Source organism: Arthrobacter sp. V1I7 (genome assembly GCF_030817015.1).
Lineage (GTDB): Bacteria > Actinomycetota > Actinomycetes > Actinomycetales > Micrococcaceae > Arthrobacter.
In genome coordinates this window covers 47,220-71,933 of the sequence record NZ_JAUSYS010000002.1, presented here as the reverse complement: position 1 = coordinate 71,933, position 24,714 = coordinate 47,220, and the positions used below count along the sequence as shown (strand labels likewise).

Below are 24,714 nucleotides of genomic sequence, written 5' to 3'. Positions count from 1 at the left end.
ATAAGATCGAACCCGGAGCCGGCGGCGACTACAACAAGCGCCGCGACCCAGAGCTCGGTGGTCCAGCTGGATGGCTTCCACGTAACCGCCGCCCCCACCGCCGTTCCCGAAGGAGCCTGAGATGCCCCGCCCTTACACCCTGTTCACCGGCCAGTGGGCCGACCTCCCGTTCGAGGAAGTTGCGCGCCTGGCCTCCGGCTGGGGCTACGACGGTCTGGAAATCGCCGTCTCCGGCGACCACCTGGACGCCTGGCGCTGGGACGAGCCCGGCTACGTCGAGTCCAAACTCGCCGTGCTGGAGAAATACAACCTCAAGGTCTGGGCCATCTCCAACCACCTCAAGGGCCAGGCCGTGTGCGACGACCCGATCGACTTCCGGCACGAGGCCATTGTGGGGGCCAAGGTGTGGGGCGACGGCGACCCCGAGGGCGTCCGCACACGCGCCGCGGAGGAAATGCAGCAGACCGCCCGGCTGGCCAAGGCCCTCGGCGTGGATACCGTTGTCGGGTTCACCGGCTCCTCCATCTGGCAGTACGTGACGATGTTCCCGCCCGTGCCCGCCGCGGTGATCGACGCCGGCTACCAAGACTTCGCGGACCGCTGGAACCCGATCCTGGACGTCTTCGACGAATGCGGCGTCCGCTTCGCGCACGAGGTCCACCCCTCCGAGATCGCCTACGACTACTGGACCACCGTCCGGACCCTCGAGGCGATCGGCCACCGTCCCGCGTTCGGCCTGAACTGGGACCCGTCCCACTTCATGTGGCAGGGCATCGACCCGGTCTCCTTCATCTGGGACTTCAAAGACCGGATCTACCACGTGGACTGCAAAGACACCAAGCTCCGCCCCACCGGCCGGAACACCGTCCTGGGCTCACACCTGCCCTGGGGCGACCCGCGCCGCGGCTGGCACTTCGTCTCGGCCGGCCGCGGGGACGTGCCGTGGGAATCCTCCTTCCGCGCCCTGGCCGCCATCGGCTACGACGGCCCCATCTCCATCGAATGGGAGGACGCCGGCATGGACCGCCTGCACGGAGCTCCGGAAGCCCTCGCCGCGCTCAAAAAGTACGACTTCCCCGTATCGCAGACCAGCTTCGATGCCGCCTTCCGCGCCAAGGACTAAGTTCTGATCGCCGGGCCAGGCTGAGCCGCTGTGGTCCGAAGATTGAGCCCGGACAGGGCGTCCCTGGTGGCCTGACGAGCATAAGTAGCTGCTTCAATGAACCCTGCCTCCGATGAGGGAGCCACGTTCTCCACACTCCCAAACGCCACGATTCCGTGGCTGGCCAGCTCCTCAGCGATTAGCCTGATGCGCCCGGCGATTGCCACGACGGGCAGCCCAAGGGCATGGGAGCGGTCCGCCACTCCCATCGGCGCTTTACCGAAGCGGGACTGCTCGTCCAGTGAGCCTTCCCCTGTGAGTACCAAGTCCGCCGACTCAATGGCTGCCTGGAGATCAAGTACTTCGGCCACTACGTCAAATCCCCGTTCGAGAGTGGCACCGGCCAGCGCCATGAACGCCGCCGGGAATCCGCCAGCGGCGCCGGCGCCGGGCGACTGGACGTCAATGCCTGTGCTGTCCCTGAGGAGATTGGCCCAGTGCCGCAGCCCTGCATCGAGGTCCGCGCGGACTCTCGTGTCGGCCCCTTTCTGGGCGCCAAAGACATGGGCGGCTCCGTCGGGACCATGGAGAGGGTTGTTCACGTCCACAGCCAGGCGGAGCGGGGTCCGGCGCAGCCGATGGTCCACCCCGTCAACGATGAGCGACGCGGCGGATGTAAGATGGGCGCCCCCCATCGGAATGTCAGTTCCGTGGATGTCCAACACCCGCAGGCCCAAAGCGCGAAGCGCCCCGGATCCGCCGTCCGTCATGGCCGATCCGCCCAGCCCCACCACTATCTCGGTTGCCCCCGCGTTAAGTGCTTCGACTATTAGCTGCCCGGTTCCGAAACTGTGCGAGTTACCGGCAGATTCCAACGTTGGGTAGATATGGGCCAACCCGCTCGCTCGGGCAGATTCGATCACGGCTGTACTACCGAGCAGCGCCCATTCAGCGATCACCGGCGCCCCCAGGGGATTTTGAACGCATGCGGTGTGTCTTATTCCGCCGCTCACAAGTACAGCCTCCAGCGTTCCTTCGCCGCCGTCGGCAACGGGCAGCTGCGTCAGCTGGGCACCGGGCAGAATGTCATGGACGCCGGCAGCCATCGCCTTCGCTGCCTCCATCCCGGAAAGTGAGCCTTTGAACTTATCAGGGGCAATGAGTACGCGCACAACGGTTCCTTACTAATGAGGGCCGGCAATGGGACTGCCCGGGCACTGTTGCAGCATGCGGTTCAGCATGCTCGTCGCGGCGTAAACGTGCTGCCCGCGGGGAAATGATGTGCAGTTCCTGGACACGTTCCAGTAAGGAAGGCCCGATCGGGGGTGGCAAGTCTGCATCTATGTCCGTGCTGCGAGGAGCCGGCCGCTGGATCCGCGCACGAGCAAGCTGGTCCTCAAGGTCGATTCCCCCCAGTGGCGTCACCGAGCCGGAAACTCCACCCGGCCCCGGAAAGGCCGCCAGCAGTTGTTCCAAGGCCGCTACGCTACAGACGCTGAACGGGGAAGCGATCGTCGTCAGCGCAGACGTGGTGAAGTCCGCGCCGAAGATGTTGTTGAATCTGACTACGCTGGAGTGGTCCGGTACCGTCACAGCTGCTGCCTGCAGTTCCCGCATGAGGCCATGGCCAGCAGGTCGTTGTAGCACATGGCGGCGGTGGCTCCGGACAAGATCAGGTCCCGGGCAGCGAGTCTTCCGCCCTCGGTTGTCGGTGCCGTGGTCGGTATCAGGTGCGCATCCCGTCCCGTCCATTCACAGGCCGAGCTCAAGCTGTCCCACCGGCGTGCGGACATCCACGACACGCCAGTCGGTGGAGGCTCTCCGCCAGGTGTACGTTCTTTCCAGCGCTGGTGCTGACGAACGCGGCCGGGCGCGTCACAGCACCGCCCTTCTGATCGGTCTGCCGGGCGACAGGCGACAGCGCAAGCGCAGAGGCGGTGAGGTGGAATTTCAGGCCTGGACGTCCTCAAAGCGGTTGCTTCCTGTCCTGGGTTCTACATGGTCGTACTTGCCGGCGAGGACATCGTCGATCAGAACCGGCTGTCCGATTGTGGCGGAAGCATACAGCGCACGCACTGTCGCCAACGCGGTGACAGCGTCACGGATGGTGACGCCGGCGGGCCGGTCTGCTTGGATCGCGTCGACGATGTCCCGGTATTGGCGGATGTGTCCCGCAGGGTACACGGTTGGATCGAGATTCTCGTCCTCCGGCTGGACGGGGAACTTTGCCAGTTCGTCAGGGGCTTGGTTGCCCCCGCCGAGCAGCCCCATGGTGCCGCCATCGACACCGGGTGCGGCATCGGAGGCATGGAAGTACTCCAGATGGTCATTGTCGATGACCGCCGAGCCTTTGCTCCCCATCACCTGCAGCCGCACGGTCAAGCCTGGGTACGCCGCTGTGGTGGCGTGCAGCACGGCAAGCGCACCGGACTCGAACGTCAGCGTCGCTACTGCCGTGTCTTCGACTTCGACGTCTTCATGGGCAAGGAGCGCAGTCTTGGCGCTGATTTCGACGGGGCGTCCGAGGAACCATAGGAGCAGATCCACGGTGTGGACGCCCTGGTTCATCACGGCGCCACCGCCGTCCATCGCCCAGGTGCCGCGCCAGGCGCCGGAATCGTAGTAGTCCTGGCTGCGCCACCAGCTCACCGACGCGATGGCGGATGTTAGGCGGCCGAAGCGGCCCTTGCGCCGGGCTTCGTCGACAACAATGCTGGCAGGGTCGAACCGGTGCTGGCTGATGACGCTCGCCACGAGGCCCTTGGCCTCAGCTGCCTTTGCTGCGGCAAGAATGTCGCATGAGCGGTCCATGGAGACGTCCAATGGTTTCTCGATTACGACGTGCTTGCCGGCATCGAGCACCTCCAGTGCCTGATGGATGTGAAGTCCGCTGGGGGTAGCCAGGATGACCACGTCGACCTCGGCGCCGGTGAACGCTTCTGTGAGGGTGCGGAAGGTGCCAGGACGGGCCGAGCCGTTGTCTTCGATTGATTGGGCCAGGGACTCCGCTGCCTCTGCGATGTCATCCACGAGCGCGGTCACGTGCAGTTCCGGGATCGCGTGGACTGCATTGGCGTGGGTGCGGCCGATGACGCCACAGCCGGCGATCGCCGCTTTAAGGATTGGCTGTTGCTGGTTTGGGGTCTTGGCTTCGGCAGCTGCGCTCATTTGGTTCCCACCCCTGCCGCAGCAACGACCTTGGCAAAGGCGCGGGCTGCCAGGCCGAACGCCGTCGGTCCGGAGTAGCCGCCCAGACCGTGGGCGCCGCTCAGGTGCGGCTCTAGGCTTGCGAAGCCGGTGTAGCCGTCGGCTTTGAGTGCCTCGACCGTACTGAGCAGGTCACCATCGCCTTCGCCGGAAGGAACGACGACGCCATCAGCAAACCGTGCATCCTTGACCTGAAGATACTCGAGGTGTGGACGCAGCTTGGGGTAGCCCTCCGCGAAGGGCTTGACGCCTACCTGGACAAAGTTGGCGGCATCCCAGGCGATCTTCAGTGCAGGAGACGCGACAGTTTCCATGATGTCCAAAACACGCTCCGGGATGTCCCCGAAGATGCCCTTTTCGTTTTCGTGCAGCAGGACGATCCCGCTCTGTTCGGCGACGGTAGCCAACACCCGCATGCGTTCCATGACGGCGTCTCGGATCGTCTCGACGGCCACGCCCTCTCCGTAGAAGAAAGAGAAGATGCGGATGTAGCGGGCGTCGAGGACCTTTGCAGCCCTGGCTGTCCGGCGCAGCCGCTCTACTTCGTGCTCCACGGGCAGTGTCACATCGACCTTGCCGATGGGTGAGGCAATGGCGGAGACCTTCATGCCGGCACTCTCAAGCAGTGCCTTCAACCGGGCGAGCTGGTCATCGTCGAGGTCCACGATGTTGGTGCCCCAGGCGCTGCGGACTTCAATGTAGTTGGCTCCCAATGCCTGCAGCACGGCGATCTGGACTACGGGGTCATCATCGATCTCGTCGCCGAAGCCGGACAGGATCCACTGAACGCTTGGTGCTATGGTCACTACTGTTTGACTCCTCCGGCGGTCGGACCGCCCGTTAGATACTGCTGCAAATAAGAAATGAAGGGATGGCATGGGGCATTGGCCACGCTGAGGTCGGCCACCGCCCGGCCCAAAGGTGGAGGGTGTGGCTGTGATGTTCACTTGTTGCCTCCAGTGTCGGCGTCGTCCAGACTGCCGCCGGGCGGGTTCGGTGATTCTTTCTTTCTGTTGTTCTTTTCGGACGGGAATGATGGGGGTCGACGTGTCATGACGTGTTCGGTTACCCGACCCCATCTTGCGCGTATGTATTTTCATTCGATGACGACCGGTTCCGCGGTGTCCAATGGGACCAGTCCGCAGGAAGCACGGAAGGTCGTCCCAAGAGGTAGCCTTGGCCGGCGTGAACTCCCAGTGCGGTAACGGTGGAGAGTTCTGCGTGGGTTTCGATGCCCTCGGCGACCAGGCTTGCCCCGATTTGTGACGCGAAGCTGAGCATCGCCGCGCACAGGGCTTTCTGGTTGGGCTCCTTGTCTATTCCCGCAATGAGTGTCCGGTCGAGTTTGACCAGCTCTGGGCTGAGCCTCAGGATGTGGCGCATGGAGGAAAACCCGGCGCCCACATCGTCTATAGATATGCGTATGCCTGCGCTTCTGAGCGGGTCGAGCGCTGCGGAGAGGCATCCGTAGTCTTCGACCGCTGAGCGTTCGGTCAGCTCCAGAACCATTCGTCGGTGCTTCAGACCGGAATCCCTCACTATGTCGTTCAGCCTCGGGTCAAGGCATGCTGCGGGGGAGAGATTGACGGCAACATAGAGGTGGGCAGGGAGATCCGCTGCAGCCAGCAAGGCCGTTTCCAATGCAAGAAATTCGAGTTCGGTGCCACGCCCGATTGAATCGGCCTCGACGAACCATCGGCCCGGAGGCGTCTCCGGCGAACTAACGAAGCGAGTCAGCGCCTCGGTGCCGACAATCTCGCCGGTTCCCAAATGACAGATCGGCTGAAAAGCTGTGAGCAACGTCCGGGTGGCGAACAGGTGGTCAAGACGCGCTGTGATTTCCTGGTTCGCCGGCACCTGCGCCATGCAGTCATCCATCGGACGCACGATGCCCTCCAGTCCCGGTCCCTGGCCGCCTCTGACCGAACTGCGTCTGCCGACGACCTTGAGGCTCAGGAGACTCTTGCAGCGGTGTCGGACGGATAACACACGCCTGGTAACGCTTGGGGTTCGCCGGGTCGCCGAACACGAAAGGCAGGAGTACTGAGGCCGCCGGGGAAACCTTGAGGGACAGGACGGTCAGCAACCGTCGACCGTCCTGTTTTGTCCGAACCTGGTCCGCATTAAGCGACGTGGAGACCTTACCCGCCGGCGGCCGCGAAGTGACGTTCCCAACGGCGGCAGGGCACTGCATCACTCGGGAGGGGGCGTATTGACGTAACGCCGCAGGCAACATGCGAGTCCTCTTCCATGTTTGGTTCGGTCTCGGGTCAGAATCGGCCGACTCCACCTGCCGCGGGCGGTGACGCTTCAGGCAATGTCCGGGGTCGCCCGTCCCCAATATCGGGATTGACGCTGCCATGGTCCTACCCGATCTCGCGTTCCAGAGTGGTTCCATAGGGGACGTCAGCGCTCAGAGCCACCGTGAACGAGTTCGGCCCGTGGCGCGTCACGAGGATCCCGCGCACGCCCTCCTTGAGGGCCTGCTCTTGGGCTAATTGCTCAGCGAGATCGAGGCTTTCGGCGATCTCCTGTGGGTCGCCCGCCGTGACGTGATAGATAGGCCCGGAGGCAAGAGTGATCATTGGTCTTTCCTGTTCTGGGTAACACTGATTTACGGTCATCCGGACAACCGACATCACGGGACCGGGACGATGCATACGAACGGACGGGCTCCTACGATTTGCAGGGCCCTGGATGCTTGAAAGGTGGTCCCCGTCCTGGTGAGGATCAAGCCGGCTGGTCGCTGTGGATCCCTAGTGGGAGGCTGGCGACGGACGGCGCTGGAAGCTCTTCCGAGGCAGCCGAGATTAGTTACCGATGCGGGCAGTGTGTACGGGCGATGGGAGCGAGCGGGCCCTCACGGGCGCGCTCCACCTGACGGCGTTGGCCAGGACCTGGCGGATCGGTTGACGGTAGTAGATGGGGTATTTCTGGTCGCCTGGGCTGAAGTAGAAGATTTTTCCGTAGCCGCGGGTGAAGGTGACGCCGGATCGGAAGACTTCCCCGCCTTCGAAGGAACTGAGGAAGACCAGCTCGTCGGGTGTGGGGATGTCGAAATATTCGCCGTAGGTTTCGTGCCGGTCGATGACGATGGGTACGTCGATGCCAGCGGCGATCGGGTGGTGGGGGGCCGTCGTCCAGACCAGTTCGCGGTCCCCGTCGTTACGCCATTGAAGAGAGCAGGTGGTGCCCATTAACCGGGTGAAAATCTTCGAGAAGTGTCCTGAATGCAGCACGATGAGACCCATGCCTGCGAGGACGTGGCGTTGAACACGATCGACCACATGGTCCGAGACCTGGTCGTGGGCGATGTGGCCCCACCACAGGAGGACGTCCGTGGAGGCAAGGACCTCTTCCGTCAGTCCGTGTTCGTCGTCTGACAGTGTCGCGGTCCGGATCGCGGCCTGGTCACCGAGGATCTCTTCGATGCCTCCGGCGATCGCTCCGTGGATGCCGTGCGGGTAGTGCGCGGCGATCTGCGGCTCTGAGCTTTCGTGTACGTTCTCGTTCCAGACTGTTACCCGGACGGGTGTCGCAGTGGATGTCATGCGGTCATTCTCCATCGATAAGTCGGGTCTGAAGGTCCAAGCACAGCGCGGCCGTCCAGCTGAAAATTCTGGTGCCATGGGGTTCGCCGGTGTGGGGGTCGACGTACTCGGGGAAGTCGTTGAGGACGGCGAGTTCGGCCATGGATGAAGCCAAGGCTCTGGCCTCAGCACCGGCTCCGCGGCCCGTCAGTGCTTCCACGAGCAGCCATGCGGTGTTGAACCAGGACGGTCCACGCCAGTACCGCGAGGAATCGAACGTCGGCGCAAGGAGGTCGTGGCTTGGCACGAGGCAGGAGGTGCCCAGCTCAAAGTGCGGGCCGCGCAAGAGCGCGTCCAGCTCATCCCCGCGGCGGATTTCCGGCAGGAGCAGCGGTATCAGGCCGGATACTGTCCGGTACTTCTGCAGGTCACCGGTGATGGCGTCGCGGGCCACGTAGGTGCCCAGCTCCTCGTCCCAGAGGGATTCCAGGGCTTCCGTGATGTCCCGGGACCGTTGCCGGTGGTCATATGCCGGAGCGATTCCCAGTTCTTCAGCGATGCCCGCCAGTGCGAGCTCGGATCGTGCCCAGATGGCGTTGAAGGCCGGATCCTCGACTCGGAACGGGCACGCTGCAGCCGAATCGTCGCAGTTGGCGTCACGGTATCTCGCTGCAAGGTACAGGTACTTGCCATATTCCCTGTTAGACGGGCGTTCTGTGGCGTCGGCGTGTTCCAGGTCCGGGCGCGGCACGTCATCTCCGAAGGACCCGGCCACATTTTCCAGCGGGCTGTCCCAGTAGGGTGAATTGTCCAACCCGCTCTCCCACGGATGCACGACGGCGGCAAGGCCGGTTTCAGGTGAACGGCGACGCGAATGCAGGTACTGATGCCACGCCACAAGACTGGGGTAGGCCCGGCCCAGAAAACGGCGGCGGCGGGATTCGGACGGGTTGGATTCGTGGACCAGCAGCGTAGCCCAGGCGTGGTTCGGCGGTTGCACCAGCCCGGCCGTGGAGACCGGAGGCGACCCGGGAATGCGGTCGCTTCGCCAAAACTTGGCGCCGGGTGAGTAATCATCCCGCGTCGGGTCGAAAACAATCTGCGGAAGCCGCCCGTCGGCCCACTGCGCGCTGAACAGGGAGTCCAGTTCCTGCTGGGCGCGGCGGGGAGAGAGGTGCCGCAGGCCGATGGCGATGAAGGCCGAGTCCCAACTCCACTGATGGGGGTAGAGCCCGCCGGCCGGAACCGTATGGCGGCCTCTCCAGTTTCTTACAAGTACAGCCGTCGCGGCGGACAACACTGCATCGTTCACAGGAACCTCCGCAGCAGTACGGGGCTCGCCGGCAGGACATCCTGCGCGGGGCCCGACAACCGGCTCTCCAGGGCGACCGGTCCGGTGTAACCGATGGCGCGGACCGTGGAACCGAACAGTGCCCAGTCAATGTGACCGGCGCCCGGTTCAAGGCGGTTGGAGTCGCTGGCCTGGACATGTCCGATGTAGGGGCCGGCGGCCAGCAGCGCCGCGGCCGGGTCTGCTTCCTCAATGTTCATGTGGTAGGTATCAGCAGCAACCTTCACCGAATCGAGCCCGATTTCCTTGATCAGGGAGACCGCGTCGTCGAGCCTGCGGACCATGTGATTCTCATACCGGTTCAGCGGCTCGAGATACAGTTCCACACCCAGGGTGGCGGCGTGCGCGCCCAGCTGGCCCAGCCCGTCGATGAGAACCGCGCGGTCCTCTTCGGTGCTGCGGGGAGCCACGAAGGGAGGGAGCCGGTCGGAGAACATTCCATAGGAGGCCGGTGTCATGGCTCCCCGCCCGCCGATCTCCGCCATGACATCGAGCAGCGATTTCATCTGCACAATCGCGTCCTGGCGCTGTGTGGCGTCAAACGCCCCGATGAAGTGCAGCATCTCGACGCACACAGTGGGCATCGGAATTCCGCGGGCTGCCGCTTTGCGCAGTTCGGGCAGCCGTTTGCGGAAGCCGAAGTCCCCCTTTCCGCGCAGCTCGATCCCGTCGAAGCCCCACTCCTGCGCGGTTTCCCACTTCTCCTCCATGGAGTTGCCCGGCAGGTGCTGTTCCTGCACGCAGATCATGTTCATTTTTTGCTCCAAGAATTGTTGTGTGCCGGCCTAGGGGCCCGGCGTGTCAGAAGTAGGGTCCGGAGGGTGGGCCTGCCGGTGGCAGTGCTGCACAGGCGGGTCATCATTCGCCGGCCTCTTTCCCGGATGCCTCGCAGCTCAAGACCACCTGGAGGGCATCCCGGGGATTCCCGTCCAGCATTTCGAACGCCCGGGCGGCTTCTTCCAGCGGAATGGTGTGGGAAATCAGCTCCGTGAGCCTGAGCCTGCCCGAAACAGCGAGATCAATGACGGTCCGGTTCAGCCGGTACCTGTCCCATCGGTGTTGCAGCGACGGTGCCGGCCCGGAAATCTGGGAGGAGACAACCTGGACCCGGTTCATGTGGAACTCCTCACCCAGGCGCAGTCCGTCGCCGTCGCCCTGCAGGAATCCCGCCGCGCAGACACGCGAGCTGTAGGCAACCGAGCGGATTGCCTCGTGCAGCGCACGGTAGTTTCCGGAAATCTCCAGGCAGACGTCTGCGCCGCGGCCACCGGTAAGCTCCCGGATTTTGGCGGCGACGTCGCCATCCGACGGGTCGAGGACGACGTCGGCGCCCAGGTCCTTGGCCAGCTGGCGGCGTTGTTCGATCCCGTCGACGGCGATGACGCGGGCGCCGTTGAGTCTGGCCAGCTGGGCGACGATCTGTCCGGGCACGCCCAGGCCGAAGACCGCGACTGTTTCGCCGATGTGGATGTCGGCGTCCAGGACGACGTTCAGTGCGACCGCTCCGATGTGGGAAAACATGCCGATCCGGGGGTCGGCGTCGCGGTCCAGGATGCGCGCCGCCGCGTATTCCTCGGTCTGGATAGTGGATGTCCGGTGGCCCCAGATGCCCCAGATGCGATCGCCTACAGCGACCTTCGTGACGTCGGCGCCGATCTCCACGACTTCGCCGACTTCCTCGTAGCCCACGCCGTCCAACGGGTAGCTGAGCGAGGAGGTGCCGTCGACGAAGAGCTTGTGCTCCTTGTTCCACTGTTTGCTCAGGTAGGGGTTGGTGCCGCGGTACGAGGCCAGCTCGGTACCTGCGGAGATGCCGGTGAACAGTGTCCGCAGCCGCACCTCCTGGCTTCCCAGGGGCGGGTCCGGCTCGCTGATTACCTCTGCAACCCGGGGCGAAGTGAAACTGACCATAAAACCCATATTGAAGATCTCCTTGCGATCGCTTTGAGCGAGTCGCCTTGTTTAGCGTTGGTGTACGAAAGAGCCAGCACCGGCCCTCCGGCGTCGTCAGCCCTTAACGGCACCGGAAATGAAGCCGGAGGCGACCTGGCGCTGCATGACCAGGAAGAGCACGATGACGGGCAGGATCGTGATCAGGGTGCCGGCCGCAAGCGGGCCGACGTCGATGGACCGGCCGCCGGTGAACTGGTACAGCCCGGTGGTGAGGGGCCGGAATTCCCCGCCCGGGAGGTAAAGCAGCGGGACCAGGAAGTTGTTCCAGTTCTGCAGGAACGTGAAGACACCGAGTGCCGACGCGCCCGAACCAACCAGCGGAAGCATGACCTTGAGGAAGATCTGCCACTCGGAGCACCCGTCCACCCGGGCTGCCTGCTCCAATTCCGTAGGCAGGTCCGAAAAGAACGCACGCATGAAGAACGTTCCGAAGGACACACCCGTGGACGTCAGGATCAGGATCGCGCCGGCGAGCGTGTCCAGCAGCGCGAGGCCGCGCAACTGGAAGTACAGCGGGATCATGTAGGTGAAGAACGGCACCAGAAGGCCCAGCACGACCAGGTAGAACGCCACCGACCGGCCGCGGAACGGCAGCCGGGCGAAGGTGTAGCCGGCCATCGTCGAGAGCACCACGACCAGAAGGGTGCTGGGAACGGTCAGCAGGAGGCTGTTGCCCAGGTACTCCCCGAAGTGTCCCTCCGTCCAGGCCGTCGTGATGTTCTCCAGAGAAAATGAGGAGAACAACGAGAACGGATCCACCCGCACGTCCGCTTCCGTCTTCAATGCCGTGGAGATGATCAGGATGACCGGGAACAGCGAAATGAGTGCCAGCGCGATCAGCAGTACATGCTTCCCGGCCAACGCTGTTTTCCGCCGCGGGCTCGCGGCATTCTCCTCCGTGGCCGCCGGCCGGTTCAGCGCCTCGGGCAGCTGCAGCCTGTCACGCTCGGATACTGTGATGTCGATCATGCGCCTGTTCCTTGAAGAGAGAGCCGTCGTTGCAGCCGGTTCAACAGCACCGCGCATGGCACCGAGAGCGCCGTGATCAGCAGGGCCAAGGTCGTTCCGTAGCTGATGTCGCTCACCTTGAAGGCACTGTTGTACGCGTAGGTGCCCATCACGTTGGTGGCGTTGGCGGGGCCGCCGCCGGTCATGATGAAGATGATGTCGAAGACACTGAAGCCGCCGACCAGGGTGATCGTTGTGACCATGAGGAACACCGGCATGATCTGGGGCAGGATGATGTGCCACAGCCGTTGCGCGGCGTTCGCGCCGTCCAGGCGGGATGCGTCGATCTGTTCGGTGTCAACGTTTCGCAGTGCTGACAGGAAAATGATCAGTATGAACCCGGTGGAGGCCCAGATCGCTGTCGCCAGGACGGCGTACAGGGCGCTGTCTGGTTCACCGAGCCAGCCGGTCGCCAGGTGTCCGAGGCCGAAGCTTTGGAGGGCCTTGTTCAACCATCCGTTGACGGGGTCGTAGATCCAGCCCCAGACAATGCCGATGGCGATGCCCGGCAATACGTAGGGCAGGAAGAACGCCAAGCGGTAGAACATGTTTCCTCGCTTGACGTTCCACAGGAGCAGTGCCAGAACAAGGCCGATCGCGAGCGGGGCCGCCGTGCCCAGGACGATCCATATTGCGTTGTTGCCCAGGGCGTGCCAGACCTCCGGATCGGTGAACATGCGGGTGTAGTTGTCCAGTCCGACGAACTCCGGGTTCGGATTGATGCCGTCAAAATCGACGAACGAATAGTAGATGGCGCTGCACATCGGCAGGACGAAGAACACTGCGACCAGGATCATCAGCGGTGTGATGAGGGCGATGCCCAGGCGGGTTTGGGCCCGCCTGGTCACCGCTGGCGTGGTCGAGGAGATACCGGAGCTCATGTTATTTGCCTTCTGCGGCAGACTTTTCAAAGGCAGTCTGCAAATCCTGGGAAACCTGCTCCGGAGATTTCTGCCCGGTCAGCACCCCCTGGAATCCGTCCCACAGCGCCGTGTTGAACACGTCGGTACTCAGGGTGTCGATGCTGTAGCCGAAGTCACCGCTGCCGTCTGCGATCTTGGCCGTGTCCTGGAGGACCTGCGCGAAAAGCGGTGAGGCGTTGGTGCCGGATGTTTCGACAGGGAACGCCGGAATGGCGTGCACTTCTTCGACCTGCCAGCGTCCGTGTTCCGGGGTCTGCAGGTAGTCAAGGAACTTCAGGGCCGACTCACTTTTCTTGGTCTGGGCCGACACAAAGGTGCCCGATCCCAACCCGGCGCTGAAAATTCCCTTGTCATTGGCGCCAGGGAACGGCATGAACCCAACGTCAAACGTCGCGCTCTTCTGGACGCCGGTGATGAGCCAGCTCCCTGTCGCGGTCATGGCGGCCTTGCCGGAGTAGAAGAGGGCATTGCCGTTGTCATAGGAGACAGCCGGCGGAGAGGGCGTCAAGTATGAATCCTTGTTCAGCTGGCTCCACGCGTCGAGTGCCGCGACGACGTCCGTGGAGGTCCACGGAGTCGTTCCATTGAGCAGATCGCTCATGCCCTTGGAGCCGGCCCGGCTGGCGAGGGACATGCTCAACAGGTGGCCGCCCTGCCAGCCCTCTTTATCGCTGACGGCAAGCGGAACGATTCCCGCGTCCTTGATGGTTTTCGCAGCAGCCTGGAGGTCGGCAAAGCTCTTGGGCTCAGAGATGCCCAGCCGGGAGAAGATCTCTTTGTTGTAGAAGACGCCCAGTTCCTGGATCAGGTCGGGAACGCCGACGGTCTTGCCATCGAAAGTCACCCGGTCTTTGGCGAAGTCGTAGATCTTCCAGTTGCGGGTCTTGTAGGCGTCGGTCAGGTCATACAGGAGGCCCGACTGGGCCAAGGCGCCGGCGAAGCCAGGGCCGGTGTCGTAGTTGAAGACGTCCGGGCCGTCGCCTGAACGGAGCTGGGTCTGCAGGACGGTGCGAAGCTGGTCGACCGGCAGGACATCGAGCTTGACCTTGATGCCTGACTGCTCCTCGAACTTCTTGATGTCACCCTTGAGTAGTTCCAAATCTTCCGGTGCCTCCGGCTGGCCGAGCAGATAACGGATCTGCTTTTCATCGGAGTTGCCGCCGGAGACGGGTGCGCCGCCGGTGCATCCGGTAAGGGCCAGCGCCAGAACTGCTGTGAGCGCGGCCGCCGCTTTGAACGGGAGTTTTATCACTGTGACTTCCTTGTCTTGTTTACTGAGAGAGAGAGCTGCTGCTCCGCTTAGTGCTGAACGTCAACCCATGAATTTTTTTGCGCGGAGGTGAGGACTGCATCCGTGATCACGGCAGCCCGAACACCGTCAGAGAAGGTCGGCATCCGCTCCTCGGATCGGCCGGCCACAGCTGCATAGACGTCCATCACGAAAGCCGCAAAACAGTCGTTGTATCCCTGGGCGTGCCCAGGGGGGAGGTTTGGCAGTGCAGCGGCCTCAGGAGAGAGGAACGCCGGATCCCTCAGGACGGTTTGGATGCCCGACCGGCTTCCAACCCACAGGCCCTCCGGCTGCTCCTGATCGAAGGAAATTCCTGACTCGGTACCGCTGATTTCAAACCAAAGGCGATTCTTGCGCCCCGGGGAAACCTGACTGACGACGACCGTTCCAACCGCGCCCTTGTCCGTCCGGAAGTTGACACATGCGATGTCCTCAGTCCGGGTCGGGTCCTGGGCGGTACCAGCAGCGATCCGGTCCCGTGGCACCGTCTGGGTCATGGCCTGGACTTCCGTGAGGCGGTGTCCGCTTACCCACTCGACGACGTCGCACCAGTGAGATCCGATGTCCGCGAAAGCCCGCGATGCTCCGCCCCGGGCTGCATCGACCCGCCAGTTGTGAGCCGCCGGATCGGACAGCCAGTCCTGGAGGTACGACCCGTGGATCAGCCGCACATCGCCGACGTTCCCGGTGCGGGTCCTGGAGCGTGCCTCGGCTACCAGCGGGTGATAGCGGTAGATGAAAGGGACGGCGGCGACGAGTCCGGAGCGGCCAGCCAGTTCGGTCATTCTCCGGGCGCCGGCAAGATCGAGGCTCAGGGGCTTCTCGCACACCACGTGTTTGCCAGCCTCCAAAACCCGGGTGGCAAACGCCTCATGAAGGTGGTTAGGCACGCACAGATGGACAACGCTCACCACCGGGTCGCTGAGCATCTCCTCGACCTGCATGGCCCGGCCTTCGGAGGCCCAAGCCTCCACCGCCGCCTGGGCGGAGTCCACTGAGGATCCACTGACGCCGATGATGAGGGCCCCGGAACGCCGGGCGGCGTCGGCATGAACTTGGCCGATCATGCCCGTGCCGATGATGCCTACACCCAAACGTCCCATTGCAATTGCCCCTGCCGAATGCCTGATTTCTTACCCTTTCGATGCTAAGTCCCCTAGCTTATGCACGCAATATAAAAAAGTTATGTTTTTTTTATCAGAAGTATGAGAGGCTGGAGGCATGAGCATCGGCAGAGAGGTTTCCGAACGGAAACACATCCCCTCCAGTAACGACCGCCTGTCCAGCGTGCTTCTGGAAGCGATCGCCCGCACCCCGGGCTGCACCAGAAGCTTCCTGGTGGACGTGTCGGGACAGTCGCGCGGGACAGTGTCCCAGCGGTTGGACGGAATGATCGAAGCCGGACTGGTTCTGGAAGAGATCGGAGCTTCGACGGGCGGTCGGCCAGCCGGGCAACTCAGGCTGAACAACGAAGCAGGGGTGCTCCTGGCAGCTGATCTGGGTGCCACCCAGTGCTCAGTGGCAGTGACGGACCTTGCGGCCTCAGTGCTCGCATCCAGGACGTACGACCTGCGCATCGCGGACGGACCACACGCGATCCTGAGCGGAATGGACGAGGTGTTCAGGGAACTGTTGGTGGAAGCAGGCAAGTCGCCCTCAGATGTACGCGCCATCGGCATCGGTGTCCCCGGTCCGGTGGAGCACTCAACCGGCACCGTCGTCCGGCCGCCGATCATGCCGGGGTGGGACGGCTACCCGATTCCTGCCTTTTTCGCCCAGCGCTATTCAGCGAACACGCTCGTGGACAATGACGTCAACCTTGCAGCTCTGGGCGAATATTGGGCCCGCGCCGAGGGCGACAGCCACATGTTGTTCGTCAAAATCAGCACGGGAATCGGCTGCGGCATCGTCAGCAACGGCAAGCTGCACCGGGGAGAACAAGGTGCCGCGGGGGACATCGGCCACATCCAAGTGCCCGAAAGCGAAGGGGCGATTTGCTCCTGCGGAAACTCGGGGTGTCTCGAAGCCGTGGCGGGAGGCGAGGCCTTAGCCCGGAATCTCAGAGAGCTTGGAGTAACCGAAGCCCTGACCGCGCGTGACGTGAGGCGTCTTGCCGCGGACGGAAACATCTATGCCCGCCGGGAAGTCCGCGAAGCATCCAGATGCATCGGAAAAGTTCTGGCTGCGGTCGTCAGTTTCTATAACCCCACTACTATCGTCATCGGTGGTCCCTTTGCGGACCTCAATGACGCATTCCTGGCCGGCATCCGCTCCGAGATTTACCAGCGCGTCCTTCCCTTGGCCACCCGCACGCTACGCGTGGAGAGCAGTCGGCAACACGAGCGTGCCGGCATCCTCGGTGCCGCAGTCCTGGCTCTGCAATTCATCCTGTCCCCCGAGGGGGCGGCGTTTCTGCTCAAGCGTCCCGACACCGACAGCAACCCATCAGTTCGGAGGGCTGAACTTCCAGGCTAAGAGCGAAGTTTCGAGTTAAGGCCGAAATCGCCAACACTATTCCCAAGGAGATCGTCGTGGTTCGCCCGTTCACCCTGTTCACCGGCCCGTGGGCCGATCTGCCCTTCGAGGAAGTCGCCCGCCTGGCCTCCGGCTGGGGCTACGACGGCCTGGAAATCGCCGTCTCCGGCGACCACCTGGACGCCTGGCGCTGGGACGAGCCCGGCTACGTCGAGTCCAAGCGCGCCGTGCTGGAGAAGTACAACCTCAAGGTCTGGGCCATCTCCAACCACCTCAAGGGCCAGGCCGTGTCCGATGACCCGATCGACTTCCGCCACGAATCCATCGTCGGGACGCGCGTCTGGGGCGACGGCGACCCCGAAGGCGTCCGCACCCGCGGCGCGGAGGAAATGCAACACACCGCCCGGCTCGCCAAAGCCCTTGGCGTCGATACGGTGGTGGGGTTCACCGGGTCCTCCATCTGGCAGTACGTGGCGGTGTCCCCGTCCGTCCCGGAAAAGGTCATCGAGGCCGGCTACCAGGACTTCGCCGACCGCTGGAACCCCATCCTGGACGTCTTCGACGAATGCGGCGTCCGCTTCGCCCACCAAGTCCGGCCCTCCGAGATCGCCTACGACTACTGGACCACCGTCCGCACCCTCGAGGCGATCGGCCACCGCGAAGCGTTCGGCCTGAACTGGGACCCGTCCCACTTCATGTGGCAGGGCATCGACCCGGTCTCCTTCATCTGGGACTTCAAGGACCGGATCTACCACGTGGACTGCAAGGACACCAAGCTCCGCCCCACCGGCCGGAACACCGTGTCGGGCTCACACCTGCCCGGGGCGACCCGCGCCTGGGGCTGGGACTTCGTCTCCGCCGGCCGCGGCGACGTGCCGTGGGAATCGTCCTTCCGCGCCCTGGCCGCGATCGGCTACGACGGCCCCATCTCCATCGAATGGGAAGACGCCGGCATGGACCGCCTGCACGGAGCACCGGCAGCCCTCGCCGCCCTCAAAAAGTTCGACTTCCCGGCGTCGAACGACCCCTCCCCCTCCGACGCCCGCCTTCAAGCACCACACCGACTGATCCTGGCTGAGTGACCGTAAGCCAGCGAGGAAACGCCCGTCGTGCCGACGCGACGACCATAACCAAGACCAGGACGCGCCTACGACCGCCTTTGCCCTCAATCTCTCAGACCAATTTGAGGCTCGATGACATGGCTCAGCCACGCGCTTGGCGGCCGTAGGTTTCGAGGAGTCTTAGCCAGATTTCGTTGACGGTTGGGTAGGCGGGAACGGCGTGCCAGAGCCGGTCCAAGGGGACTTGGGCGGTGACGGCGATCGTCGCGGCCTGGAGCAGTTCGCTGACATCGGGGCCGACGAAGGTCATGCCGAGAATGACCTTGCGTTCCTCGTCGACGATCATCCGTGCGGTGCCGGCGTAGCCGGCAGCCCGCACGCTCGCGCCGGCGACGTATCCGATCTCGTAGTCCACGACCCGGACGTCGTAGCCCGAGGCGCGGGCCGCCCGGGCGGTGAGTCCAACGGACGCAACTTCGGGATCAGTGAAGGTGACCTGCGGAACGGACTCATGGTCCGCCGTCGCGACGTGATCACCCCACGGGGCATCGGAGAGTGGCGACCCGTTGGCGCGCGCCGCGATGGCATCTCCCGCGGCGCGGGCCTGGTACTTGCCCTGGTGGGTGAGCAGTGCCCGGTTGGTTACGTCACCGACCGCGTAGAGCCAGTCGAAACCGGGCACGAGCATCGTATCGTCGGTCCCGATCCAGTCCCCGGGCGTCAGCCCGACCGTCTCGAGGCCGAGGTCGGCGGTACGCGGCGTCCGGCCGGTCGCGGCGAGCACCTCCTCTGCGTTGATTTCGGTGCCGTCAGCGGTCTGGACAACAACGCCGTCCGCCGAGCGGGTGACCCGCTTGGTTTTCGTGTCAAGCAGAACGGACACGCCCTGCTCCCGTAACGCCTCGGCAACGAGCTCCCCCGCGAACGGTTCCAGAGCGGTGAGCAGCCCGCTGCGCGCGATCAGCGTGACCTCCGTCCCGAAGGCTGCGTACGCCGTCGCCAGCTCCGCCGCGACCACGCCGCCGCCGAGGATGGCCAGGCTCGCCGGAACCGACCGGGCGCTGGTTGCCTCGCGGCTGGTCCACGGGCGGGCCTCGCGCAGCCCCTCGATATTGGGGATATACGCGTCGGAGCCGGTCGCGACGGCCACGGCATGGCGTGCGGTCAGGTCCGTGGTGGTGCTGTCGTGGGCGATGACGGTGACCTGCTTGGGTCCGGTGATGCGGCCGTGGCCCCGGACCAGTCCAATGTTGGCCTTCTTCAGCCACTTCACCTGCCCCTTGTCGGACCAATAGCTGGCGAACGAATCCCGGCGGTCCAGTACGGCCTGGACATCGAGCTCGCCCCTTGCGGCCTGCGCCGCACCGGGGACCTGGCGCGCGGCGCGCAGCACCTGGGCCGAGCGCAGCAACGCCTTTGAGGGCATGCAAGCCCAGTAGGAGCACTCGCCACCGACGAGTTCGTTCTCGACCAGGACGGTGCGCAGGCCGCCCTGTACGGTACGGTCGGCCACGTTTTCACCAGCAGCCCCGCCGCCTAGAACGATCACGTCATACTCCGTCGACGGTGTCTGTTCCTCGGTAGACGGTCCAAAGATGCCATGGGGTGCGCCTGATTCTGGTGGATGGTTGACGATGTAGGTTAGGCGCTTCCGGGCTTAGTCCTGTTTACGGCTGATCTGGTAGCCGCTCTCGGCCATGGCGCGGGCCATGTGTTCGGCGTACCACTGGGGCCATTCTTCGTCGCGCACCCCGTTCAGCACTTCCGTCTCGTAGACGCCGTGCGCCGTCTCGGCACGCGCCATCAAATCGCGGAGGATCTCAATCGTGCCCGCCGTGTCCAGGCTGCCCTGCCCCGGCGTGTCCGTAGTCATCGTCCCGGGCCCTTGGTGAGGACTTCCTGCAGGAACCCCCTGCCGCCGTCCGGGGCGCCGACGGAGGCAAAGTCAATGCCGGAGACGTACAGGGTCAGAGCTTCGAACTTCATATCCATGAGGACAGTTCCTTTTCTTGCTTGGTGCTTGGTGGGTTGGTTGCTAACACTGCGGATAAGGCAGCCGCCGAAACCGGCTGGTCGTACGGGTGGAAGGCGGTTTCGGCAGTCCCGCATTCTCAACCCACAGTCGAAGCGGAAAACCCTTGGTCCGTCAGTATCGATTGCAACCGTTTTTTTCGATAGGGCGTGCTGGCACGTACGCATTGGGCATGCTCGTCATGGCTGGCCTGTGTGTGCAGAAACTCCCTCCCTTCTCGCCCTGCGAATTGGGAATCGTCACCGTCCGGGTTGGCGTTCGGTGACCTCCTGCAGCAACCACACGTTGCCGTCTGGGTCGCTGAACGAGGCATATGACCCGTAGCTGGTACGGTCTGGGGCATGGCCATAGACCCGTTCCGGAGTGCCGGTGTCATAGAGGTTGTGGAATACTTCGGTCACGTCAGCGCCTCTGCTGATCAGGTCGGCGCGGGCGCGTTCAATGTCGGAGACCACGAGGTAATTGCCTTGCGCGGATCCCGGCGCCGATGAAGTGATACCGCGGCCGATATGAATAGAGCATGGCGAGCCCGGTGGCGTCAGTTGAACGATGCGAAATTCCGGGCCGGCCTCGAAATCTGCGTCGATCCGCCACCCCAGACCCTGGTAAAAGCCTAAGGAACGGCCTACGTCGCTTACTGGTAAAACGAGGACCTCGAGCTTCATTGGCTGCAGCTCTTCGGTTGTCTCAGACATATCTGTCTCCCTGCCGTCGACATTTATTCTGCTCTCTGGTGGCGATCGCGAGCGTCGCTTTACCGGCTCAACGGGCGGGTCGTAGCTTGGCGATCGGCAAACCGGTACGCGGGGGATGACGCTTTGCTGGCGTTTCATCACCTGAATTGGAGACGAGGCTGGCAACTAAGGTCCAACCTCAATAAGGGAGAATCAAATCACCCAGAACAGAAATTTACCACTCCGATAACCACTTGCACAGGCTAATCTGGAGCAGCATCCGACTGCCCCGGACGCCGTCCCGGCCCCACAACAGTCCGGCTAGATGGAAGATCGGAATCACGACACGCCCCTGGAGTTAAGGGCGGGGCCATCAGCCTAAATTGCAGTCGCGCGTCGCCCTTCTCGGGACGTCTCAACCGAGACAACGAGGGACATCACATCTCAGCGCACAAGCTGTTCAGCAAGACACCCCTCAATTCCCGCACTCCTCTGGCAGGGGCTCACGCCCTCCTCTACGGCGCGCCTTATGAATAGACGAGGTATCTGCCAAAAGCCTGGAAACAGTCCGCTGACACCCCCGCAAGCCGCCACAAACAGGGTCCACTGCACTTGACCAAATTCGTCGCTACGCCGGCCGTGGCGGCCGCCCAGTTGCTCCCTCGGTCGTTCTTTCTGGCTAGCCGGGCGGATCGCTCGTCGAGATGCCTGCGACCGGATCTCTAGGGGTCCTCCGCAGCGCTTTTCCGCTCAGGCCGGTCCGGGGACCCGGGTGGTCCCGGCCACGACCCGTTGCAACAAGTTCCTCTCGCCTTCAGACACCGCAAAAGCCCCAAGTTGATTACAGCCCACATGCAGCGCCAACGACGTGCAGCGCGTTCTGAATTTGATTGTGGTCTGGATTCTTCCCGCAAAAGGTCGTGGAGACTCTTAGGGACGACCGGCGCCGGACAAACCCCACGGAAATTACTCAATGGCACGTCCGGTTCCGGCACACTGAGACTAGAATTGCTCACACCGGTTCCCCCACGGCGACAACGCCGTTGGGGCGGCTCCGGCCCTCCGATGACGTGCGAAACGATTAGCGGGGAGTGCACATGAAGAGCTTTAAGTGCTGCCCAATTCGAAGAATCTCGGTGCCCGCCGCCGGCGCCGGCGCGAACGATGCCGCACCACTCCCTGGGGCCATACGGCCGGCCATGAGGTCTTTGCGATGAGCACGCTGCCCATCTCGGACTACGCGCTCCTCTCCGACAGGCACTCTGCGGCGCTGGTCAGCAGCGCCGGGTCAATCGATTGGCTGTGTTTTCCCCGGTTCGACAGTCCGTCAGTTTTCGCAAAGATTCTGGGAGATAGTGCAGGTCACTGGTCACTCCAGGCTAGACGCTGCACCCGGACGGACCGGGCCTACGTGGAGGACGGCATGGTCCTCCAGACCATGATCCACACGGAATCTGGCATGGCTGTTCTGACAGACGCTATGGAAGTTGGCGACTCCGAGGATCCCCACCGGCTGGGAGAGTGGGCGCCGCACACGGTTCTGCGGGGCGTCACCTGCACCAGCGGCCGGGTGACGCTTGAAATGTGCTTCCGTCCCCGGCCCGAGTACGGCGTCGTCACCCCCTTGATGAACCAGATCGACTCCGGCATCGTGGCCGCGGGAGGATCCGGGCGGCTTCTCCTCAGCGCTCCAGGACCGGTGTCTATTGCTCACAGCGAAGCCACGGCCGTCTTCGAGATGGCAGAGGGCGAAAGCATCTACCTCGCGTTGCAGCACTCCAAGCTGGGCACTCCGCTGCCAAAACCGTATAGCCAAAAGCAGATCAAGACAGCCCTCCGCACCACCGAAAATGCCTGGCGGCATTGGTCAGACATCCACCAAAGCTACAACGGACCGTGGCGGGAGCTAGTACATCACTCCGGTTGCGTTTTGGAAGCGCTCAGTTACCAGCCCACCGGAGCCATCGTTGCAGCCCCCACGACCTCTCTTCCCGAAGAGATCGGCGGTGAACGCAACTGGGACTACAGATTCTCGTGGGTCCGTGACGCCAGCTTCACCATGCAGGCGCTCTGGGTCGCGGCCTGCCCCGACGAAGCCCATGAGTTCTTCGGCTTCATGACCGCGGCAGCGGCTCATTCCCGACCGGAGCGTCCCCTCCAGATCATGTTCGGCATACGAGGCGAGCACGACCTGTCCGAACGCGTCCTTCCCCAGCTCAGCGGGTGGAAAGGCAGCCGCCCTGTCCGGGCCGGAAACGGCGCATGGGACCAGCCCCAACTAGACGTCTATGGCGAAATTCTCGACGCAGCCTTCTGTCTCCGCCGGCAGCTTCGAGACCTCGACCAGGGCGCCTGTGATTTTCTTGCCGATCTTGCCGATGCGGCAGCCCACCAATGGAGCCTGAAGGACAACGGCATCTGGGAGATCCGGGGCGAGCCGCAGCACTTCCTTTACTCCAAGCTGATGTGCTGGGTTGCCCTGGACCGCGCCGTAAAACTGGCTCGCCAGATTCATGCAGCGGACCGTGCTCCGGAATGGGAAGCCGCGGCGCGGGACATCCGCGAAGCAATACTGGAACACGGCTGGAACGAGGAAGTCGGGGCATTTACACAGCACTTTGACTCGGCGGACCTTGATGCCGCGGCCCTGATGCTTCCTATCGTGGGGTTCCTTCCCGCCTCGGATCCCCGGGTGCTCGCCACCCTGGACGCCATTGAGGAGCATCTTATGGACTCACGCGGCCTGCTGCTGCGCTACCGGACCGACACCGGCATCGACGGCCTGGGTGGCGATGAGGGAAGCTTCCTGCTGTGCACATTCTGGCTCGCCCAAGTCTTCGCCCTGGCCGGCCGGACCGACCACGCGCGAGAGGTGTTCGAACGCGCCACAAGCTATGCCAATGATGTGGGACTGCTTAGCGAGGAAGTGGACTCCACCAGCGGCGAACTGCTTGGCAACTTCCCCCAGGCCTTCAGTCACATAGGGCTCGTCAACGCCGCGTGGGCCATCCACCAGGCGGAAAGACGCGCAAGACGCAAATCATAGGAGCCCTACCAGCGATCGCGGCGTAGGAACTTTGACGAACTCCGCGAACGGCAATGCGGGACGAACCCCCCGAACGGTCCGCTCCCCTTCGCCTTGTTCTGCACTATCCGCTGCAAACAGCTCAGAAGTCGGAGCAAAGGGTGGGGCCAACTCGCACATAACAAGGCCGAGGGGGGAGTGAAACATTCCCGTTGAGAGTTGAAATAGGGAGAGAACGCATCTGCCCCCGCTTTGCGTGCGGTCGAGAATTCTCCCTCCAGGACGCTGACCACTCGCCAAGTCGCATCCGACGCTGCTTCGACGTCATCTGAGCAGACAGAGGGACCGGCAATCGGTAGCGTTCGTGGGCTGCACGTACGACACTTAGGTCCTCTCTACCACCTGCGCGACCAGGATCGAAGCGGCTAGGAGCTCCTCCCTGCGGGAGGCCGGAGGCCGCTTCAACTCTCAGACCGTACATTGCGGCAATGACGTACCGCGACAGCGCGGCGCAGTCGGTGCCGGCCGGCAATCGCCGCCTGCCACGGCCTAGTCGAACCGATCCAGACCGGCCCGCCTCATCTCCTCGCGGGCCACCGCGAAGAGATCGACTATTTCATGGTGCGGCTCTCCGGATGCCAATCCCGCCTGAACTGTCATGCAGCCGGCGGGCTGCACCGGGGCGGTAAACACCTCAACCAACCCCGTCAGGAAGGTCTAACACAGCCTGGTGAGCAGCTGGCTGCGCCTCCTCCCGGCGTCTGGGAGTCAAGCGAATGTGTGGGCACCGCCGCGGTTTCAGTCAGCTGCGGTCTCGCAATACCAGCCGGCCCATGGCGTATGGGTCAGCTCGCAATCCCCGTGCTCAAGGTGAGCAGTCACGACGGCGCCTTGAGGGGCGGCTGTGGCGTGGGTTTCCGTCGCCATGGCGACTCCTTTGTTGACTTGCTTGCCTAGGTAGGTGAAGGCGGGGCCCTCGGTGATGGTGAGGGGCCTAGGGCTGATGTCGGCCAGGCTGTCCAGGTGGAAGGGTCCGGCGAGCATGGTGTGCATAGTGATCTGCTTTCTGTGAGCGGCATTCC

At 63.5% G+C, this 24,714-nt stretch carries 21 protein-coding genes; 4 read left to right on the top strand and 17 right to left on the bottom strand.

Annotation, left to right across the window (positions count from 1 at the left end; all coding sequences use genetic code 11):
• The first annotated feature begins 121 nt into the window (after nt 1-121).
• Nucleotides 122-1,123 carry a sugar phosphate isomerase/epimerase gene (locus QFZ69_RS22800; RefSeq protein ID WP_307000641.1) on the top strand — a complete coding sequence of 334 codons (1,002 nt, stop codon included), beginning with the start codon at nt 122-124 and terminating at the stop codon, nt 1,121-1,123.
• Here the strand turns inward: QFZ69_RS22800 and QFZ69_RS22795 are convergent.
• The 13 genes from QFZ69_RS22795 to QFZ69_RS22735 all read right to left on the bottom strand — a co-directional run bounded on the left by QFZ69_RS22795 (nt 1,120) and on the right by QFZ69_RS22735 (nt 15,468).
• Nucleotides 1,120-2,274, bottom strand: coding sequence for a glycerate kinase (locus QFZ69_RS22795; RefSeq protein ID WP_307000639.1), 1,155 nt, complete (start codon nt 2,272-2,274; stop codon nt 1,120-1,122). The two genes, QFZ69_RS22800 and QFZ69_RS22795, sit on opposite strands and share 4 nt — an antisense overlap.
• Nucleotides 2,275-3,052: 778 nt before the next feature.
• Nucleotides 3,053-4,270 (bottom strand): Gfo/Idh/MocA family protein, encoded by a 1,218-nt coding sequence (locus tag QFZ69_RS22790; RefSeq protein ID WP_307000636.1) that lies wholly within the window; start codon nt 4,268-4,270, stop codon nt 3,053-3,055.
• Nucleotides 4,267-5,115: a sugar phosphate isomerase/epimerase gene (locus QFZ69_RS22785; protein WP_307000634.1), complete on the bottom strand. Its 849-nt coding sequence runs from the start codon at nt 5,113-5,115 to the stop codon at nt 4,267-4,269. Before QFZ69_RS22785 ends, QFZ69_RS22790 begins: the two co-directional genes overlap by 4 nt.
• A gap of 259 nt (nt 5,116-5,374) precedes the next feature.
• Nucleotides 5,375-6,175: an EAL domain-containing protein gene (locus QFZ69_RS22780; protein ID WP_307000632.1), complete on the bottom strand. Its 801-nt coding sequence runs from the start codon at nt 6,173-6,175 to the stop codon at nt 5,375-5,377.
• 500 nt (nt 6,176-6,675) lie between these two features.
• Complete coding sequence (locus QFZ69_RS22775) at nt 6,676-6,894, bottom strand: hypothetical protein (protein WP_307000630.1); 219 nt, start codon at nt 6,892-6,894, stop codon at nt 6,676-6,678.
• Between the two features lie 225 nt (nt 6,895-7,119).
• Nucleotides 7,120-7,860 carry a ThuA domain-containing protein gene (locus QFZ69_RS22770; RefSeq protein ID WP_307000628.1) on the bottom strand — a complete coding sequence of 247 codons (741 nt, stop codon included), beginning with the start codon at nt 7,858-7,860 and terminating at the stop codon, nt 7,120-7,122.
• Nucleotides 7,861-7,864: 4 nt separating this feature from the next.
• Entirely contained in the window at nt 7,865-9,151 is a 1,287-nt protein-coding gene (locus tag QFZ69_RS22765) for a hypothetical protein (protein WP_307000626.1), read from the bottom strand.
• Nucleotides 9,148-9,945, bottom strand: a complete 798-nt coding sequence (locus tag QFZ69_RS22760; RefSeq protein ID WP_307000624.1) for a sugar phosphate isomerase/epimerase family protein — start codon at nt 9,943-9,945, stop codon at nt 9,148-9,150. Before QFZ69_RS22760 ends, QFZ69_RS22765 begins: the two co-directional genes overlap by 4 nt.
• A 103-nt stretch (nt 9,946-10,048) precedes the next feature.
• Nucleotides 10,049-11,110 (bottom strand): zinc-binding dehydrogenase, encoded by a 1,062-nt coding sequence (locus tag QFZ69_RS22755; RefSeq protein WP_307000622.1) that lies wholly within the window; start codon nt 11,108-11,110, stop codon nt 10,049-10,051.
• Nucleotides 11,111-11,197: 87 nt separating this feature from the next.
• A complete protein-coding gene (locus tag QFZ69_RS22750; RefSeq protein ID WP_307000620.1) occupies nt 11,198-12,112 on the bottom strand; it encodes a carbohydrate ABC transporter permease in 915 nt (304 codons plus the stop codon).
• Nucleotides 12,109-13,032 (bottom strand): carbohydrate ABC transporter permease, encoded by a 924-nt coding sequence (locus tag QFZ69_RS22745; RefSeq protein ID WP_307000618.1) that lies wholly within the window; start codon nt 13,030-13,032, stop codon nt 12,109-12,111. Before QFZ69_RS22745 ends, QFZ69_RS22750 begins: the two co-directional genes overlap by 4 nt.
• Before the next feature lies 1 nt (nt 13,033).
• Nucleotides 13,034-14,326, bottom strand: coding sequence for an ABC transporter substrate-binding protein (locus QFZ69_RS22740; protein ID WP_307000616.1), 1,293 nt, complete (start codon nt 14,324-14,326; stop codon nt 13,034-13,036).
• Between the two features lie 47 nt (nt 14,327-14,373).
• Entirely contained in the window at nt 14,374-15,468 is a 1,095-nt protein-coding gene (locus tag QFZ69_RS22735; RefSeq protein WP_307000613.1) for a Gfo/Idh/MocA family protein, read from the bottom strand.
• 118 nt (nt 15,469-15,586) lie between these two features.
• Between QFZ69_RS22735 and QFZ69_RS22730 the strand changes: the two genes are divergently transcribed.
• Nucleotides 15,587-16,840, top strand: a complete 1,254-nt coding sequence (locus tag QFZ69_RS22730) for an ROK family transcriptional regulator (protein ID WP_307000611.1) — start codon at nt 15,587-15,589, stop codon at nt 16,838-16,840.
• A gap of 56 nt (nt 16,841-16,896) precedes the next feature.
• Nucleotides 16,897-17,922: a sugar phosphate isomerase/epimerase gene (locus QFZ69_RS22725; RefSeq protein WP_307000608.1), complete on the top strand. Its 1,026-nt coding sequence runs from the start codon at nt 16,897-16,899 to the stop codon at nt 17,920-17,922.
• Nucleotides 17,923-18,043: 121 nt separating this feature from the next.
• Here QFZ69_RS22725 and QFZ69_RS22720 read toward each other — a convergent pair whose 3' ends face one another.
• The 3 genes from QFZ69_RS22720 to QFZ69_RS22710 all read right to left on the bottom strand — a co-directional run bounded on the left by QFZ69_RS22720 (nt 18,044) and on the right by QFZ69_RS22710 (nt 20,628).
• Complete coding sequence (locus QFZ69_RS22720) at nt 18,044-19,450, bottom strand: NAD(P)/FAD-dependent oxidoreductase (RefSeq protein WP_307000605.1); 1,407 nt, start codon at nt 19,448-19,450, stop codon at nt 18,044-18,046.
• A gap of 108 nt (nt 19,451-19,558) precedes the next feature.
• A complete protein-coding gene (locus QFZ69_RS22715) occupies nt 19,559-19,774 on the bottom strand; it encodes a hypothetical protein (protein ID WP_307000602.1) in 216 nt (71 codons plus the stop codon).
• Nucleotides 19,775-20,172: 398 nt separating this feature from the next.
• Nucleotides 20,173-20,628, bottom strand: a complete 456-nt coding sequence (locus QFZ69_RS22710) for a VOC family protein (protein WP_307000600.1) — start codon at nt 20,626-20,628, stop codon at nt 20,173-20,175.
• Nucleotides 20,629-21,820: 1,192 nt separating this feature from the next.
• Between QFZ69_RS22710 and QFZ69_RS22705 the strand changes: the two genes are divergently transcribed.
• A complete protein-coding gene (locus QFZ69_RS22705) occupies nt 21,821-23,653 on the top strand; it encodes a glycoside hydrolase family 15 protein (RefSeq protein WP_307000815.1) in 1,833 nt (610 codons plus the stop codon).
• 777 nt (nt 23,654-24,430) lie between these two features.
• Here the strand turns inward: QFZ69_RS22705 and QFZ69_RS22700 are convergent.
• Nucleotides 24,431-24,685, bottom strand: coding sequence for a hypothetical protein (locus tag QFZ69_RS22700; RefSeq protein ID WP_307000598.1), 255 nt, complete (start codon nt 24,683-24,685; stop codon nt 24,431-24,433).
• Nucleotides 24,686-24,714: the final 29 nt, after the last annotated feature.

What these genes read in the sequence shown, in the direction of transcription:
- QFZ69_RS22800 (WP_307000641.1), top strand. Translation starts at nt 122, where the DNA reads ATGCCCCGCCCTTACACCCTGTTCACCGGCCAGTGGGCCGACCTCCCG.
- QFZ69_RS22790 (WP_307000636.1), bottom strand. Translation starts at nt 4,270, where the DNA reads ATGAGCGCAGCTGCCGAAGCCAAGACCCCAAACCAGCAACAGCCAATC.
- QFZ69_RS22780 (WP_307000632.1), bottom strand. Translation starts at nt 6,175, where the DNA reads ATGGCGCAGGTGCCGGCGAACCAGGAAATCACAGCGCGTCTTGACCAC.
- QFZ69_RS22775 (WP_307000630.1), bottom strand. Translation starts at nt 6,894, where the DNA reads ATGATCACTCTTGCCTCCGGGCCTATCTATCACGTCACGGCGGGCGAC.
- QFZ69_RS22770 (WP_307000628.1), bottom strand. Translation starts at nt 7,860, where the DNA reads ATGACATCCACTGCGACACCCGTCCGGGTAACAGTCTGGAACGAGAAC.
- QFZ69_RS22760 (WP_307000624.1), bottom strand. Translation starts at nt 9,945, where the DNA reads ATGAACATGATCTGCGTGCAGGAACAGCACCTGCCGGGCAACTCCATG.
- QFZ69_RS22755 (WP_307000622.1), bottom strand. Translation starts at nt 11,110, where the DNA reads ATGGGTTTTATGGTCAGTTTCACTTCGCCCCGGGTTGCAGAGGTAATC.
- QFZ69_RS22750 (WP_307000620.1), bottom strand. Translation starts at nt 12,112, where the DNA reads ATGATCGACATCACAGTATCCGAGCGTGACAGGCTGCAGCTGCCCGAG.
- QFZ69_RS22745 (WP_307000618.1), bottom strand. Translation starts at nt 13,032, where the DNA reads ATGAGCTCCGGTATCTCCTCGACCACGCCAGCGGTGACCAGGCGGGCC.
- QFZ69_RS22735 (WP_307000613.1), bottom strand. Translation starts at nt 15,468, where the DNA reads ATGGGACGTTTGGGTGTAGGCATCATCGGCACGGGCATGATCGGCCAA.
- QFZ69_RS22730 (WP_307000611.1), top strand. Translation starts at nt 15,587, where the DNA reads ATGAGCATCGGCAGAGAGGTTTCCGAACGGAAACACATCCCCTCCAGT.
- QFZ69_RS22715 (WP_307000602.1), bottom strand. Translation starts at nt 19,774, where the DNA reads ATGACTACGGACACGCCGGGGCAGGGCAGCCTGGACACGGCGGGCACG.
- QFZ69_RS22710 (WP_307000600.1), bottom strand. Translation starts at nt 20,628, where the DNA reads ATGTCTGAGACAACCGAAGAGCTGCAGCCAATGAAGCTCGAGGTCCTC.
- QFZ69_RS22705 (WP_307000815.1), top strand. Translation starts at nt 21,821, where the DNA reads ATGAGCACGCTGCCCATCTCGGACTACGCGCTCCTCTCCGACAGGCAC.
- QFZ69_RS22700 (WP_307000598.1), bottom strand. Translation starts at nt 24,685, where the DNA reads ATGCACACCATGCTCGCCGGACCCTTCCACCTGGACAGCCTGGCCGAC.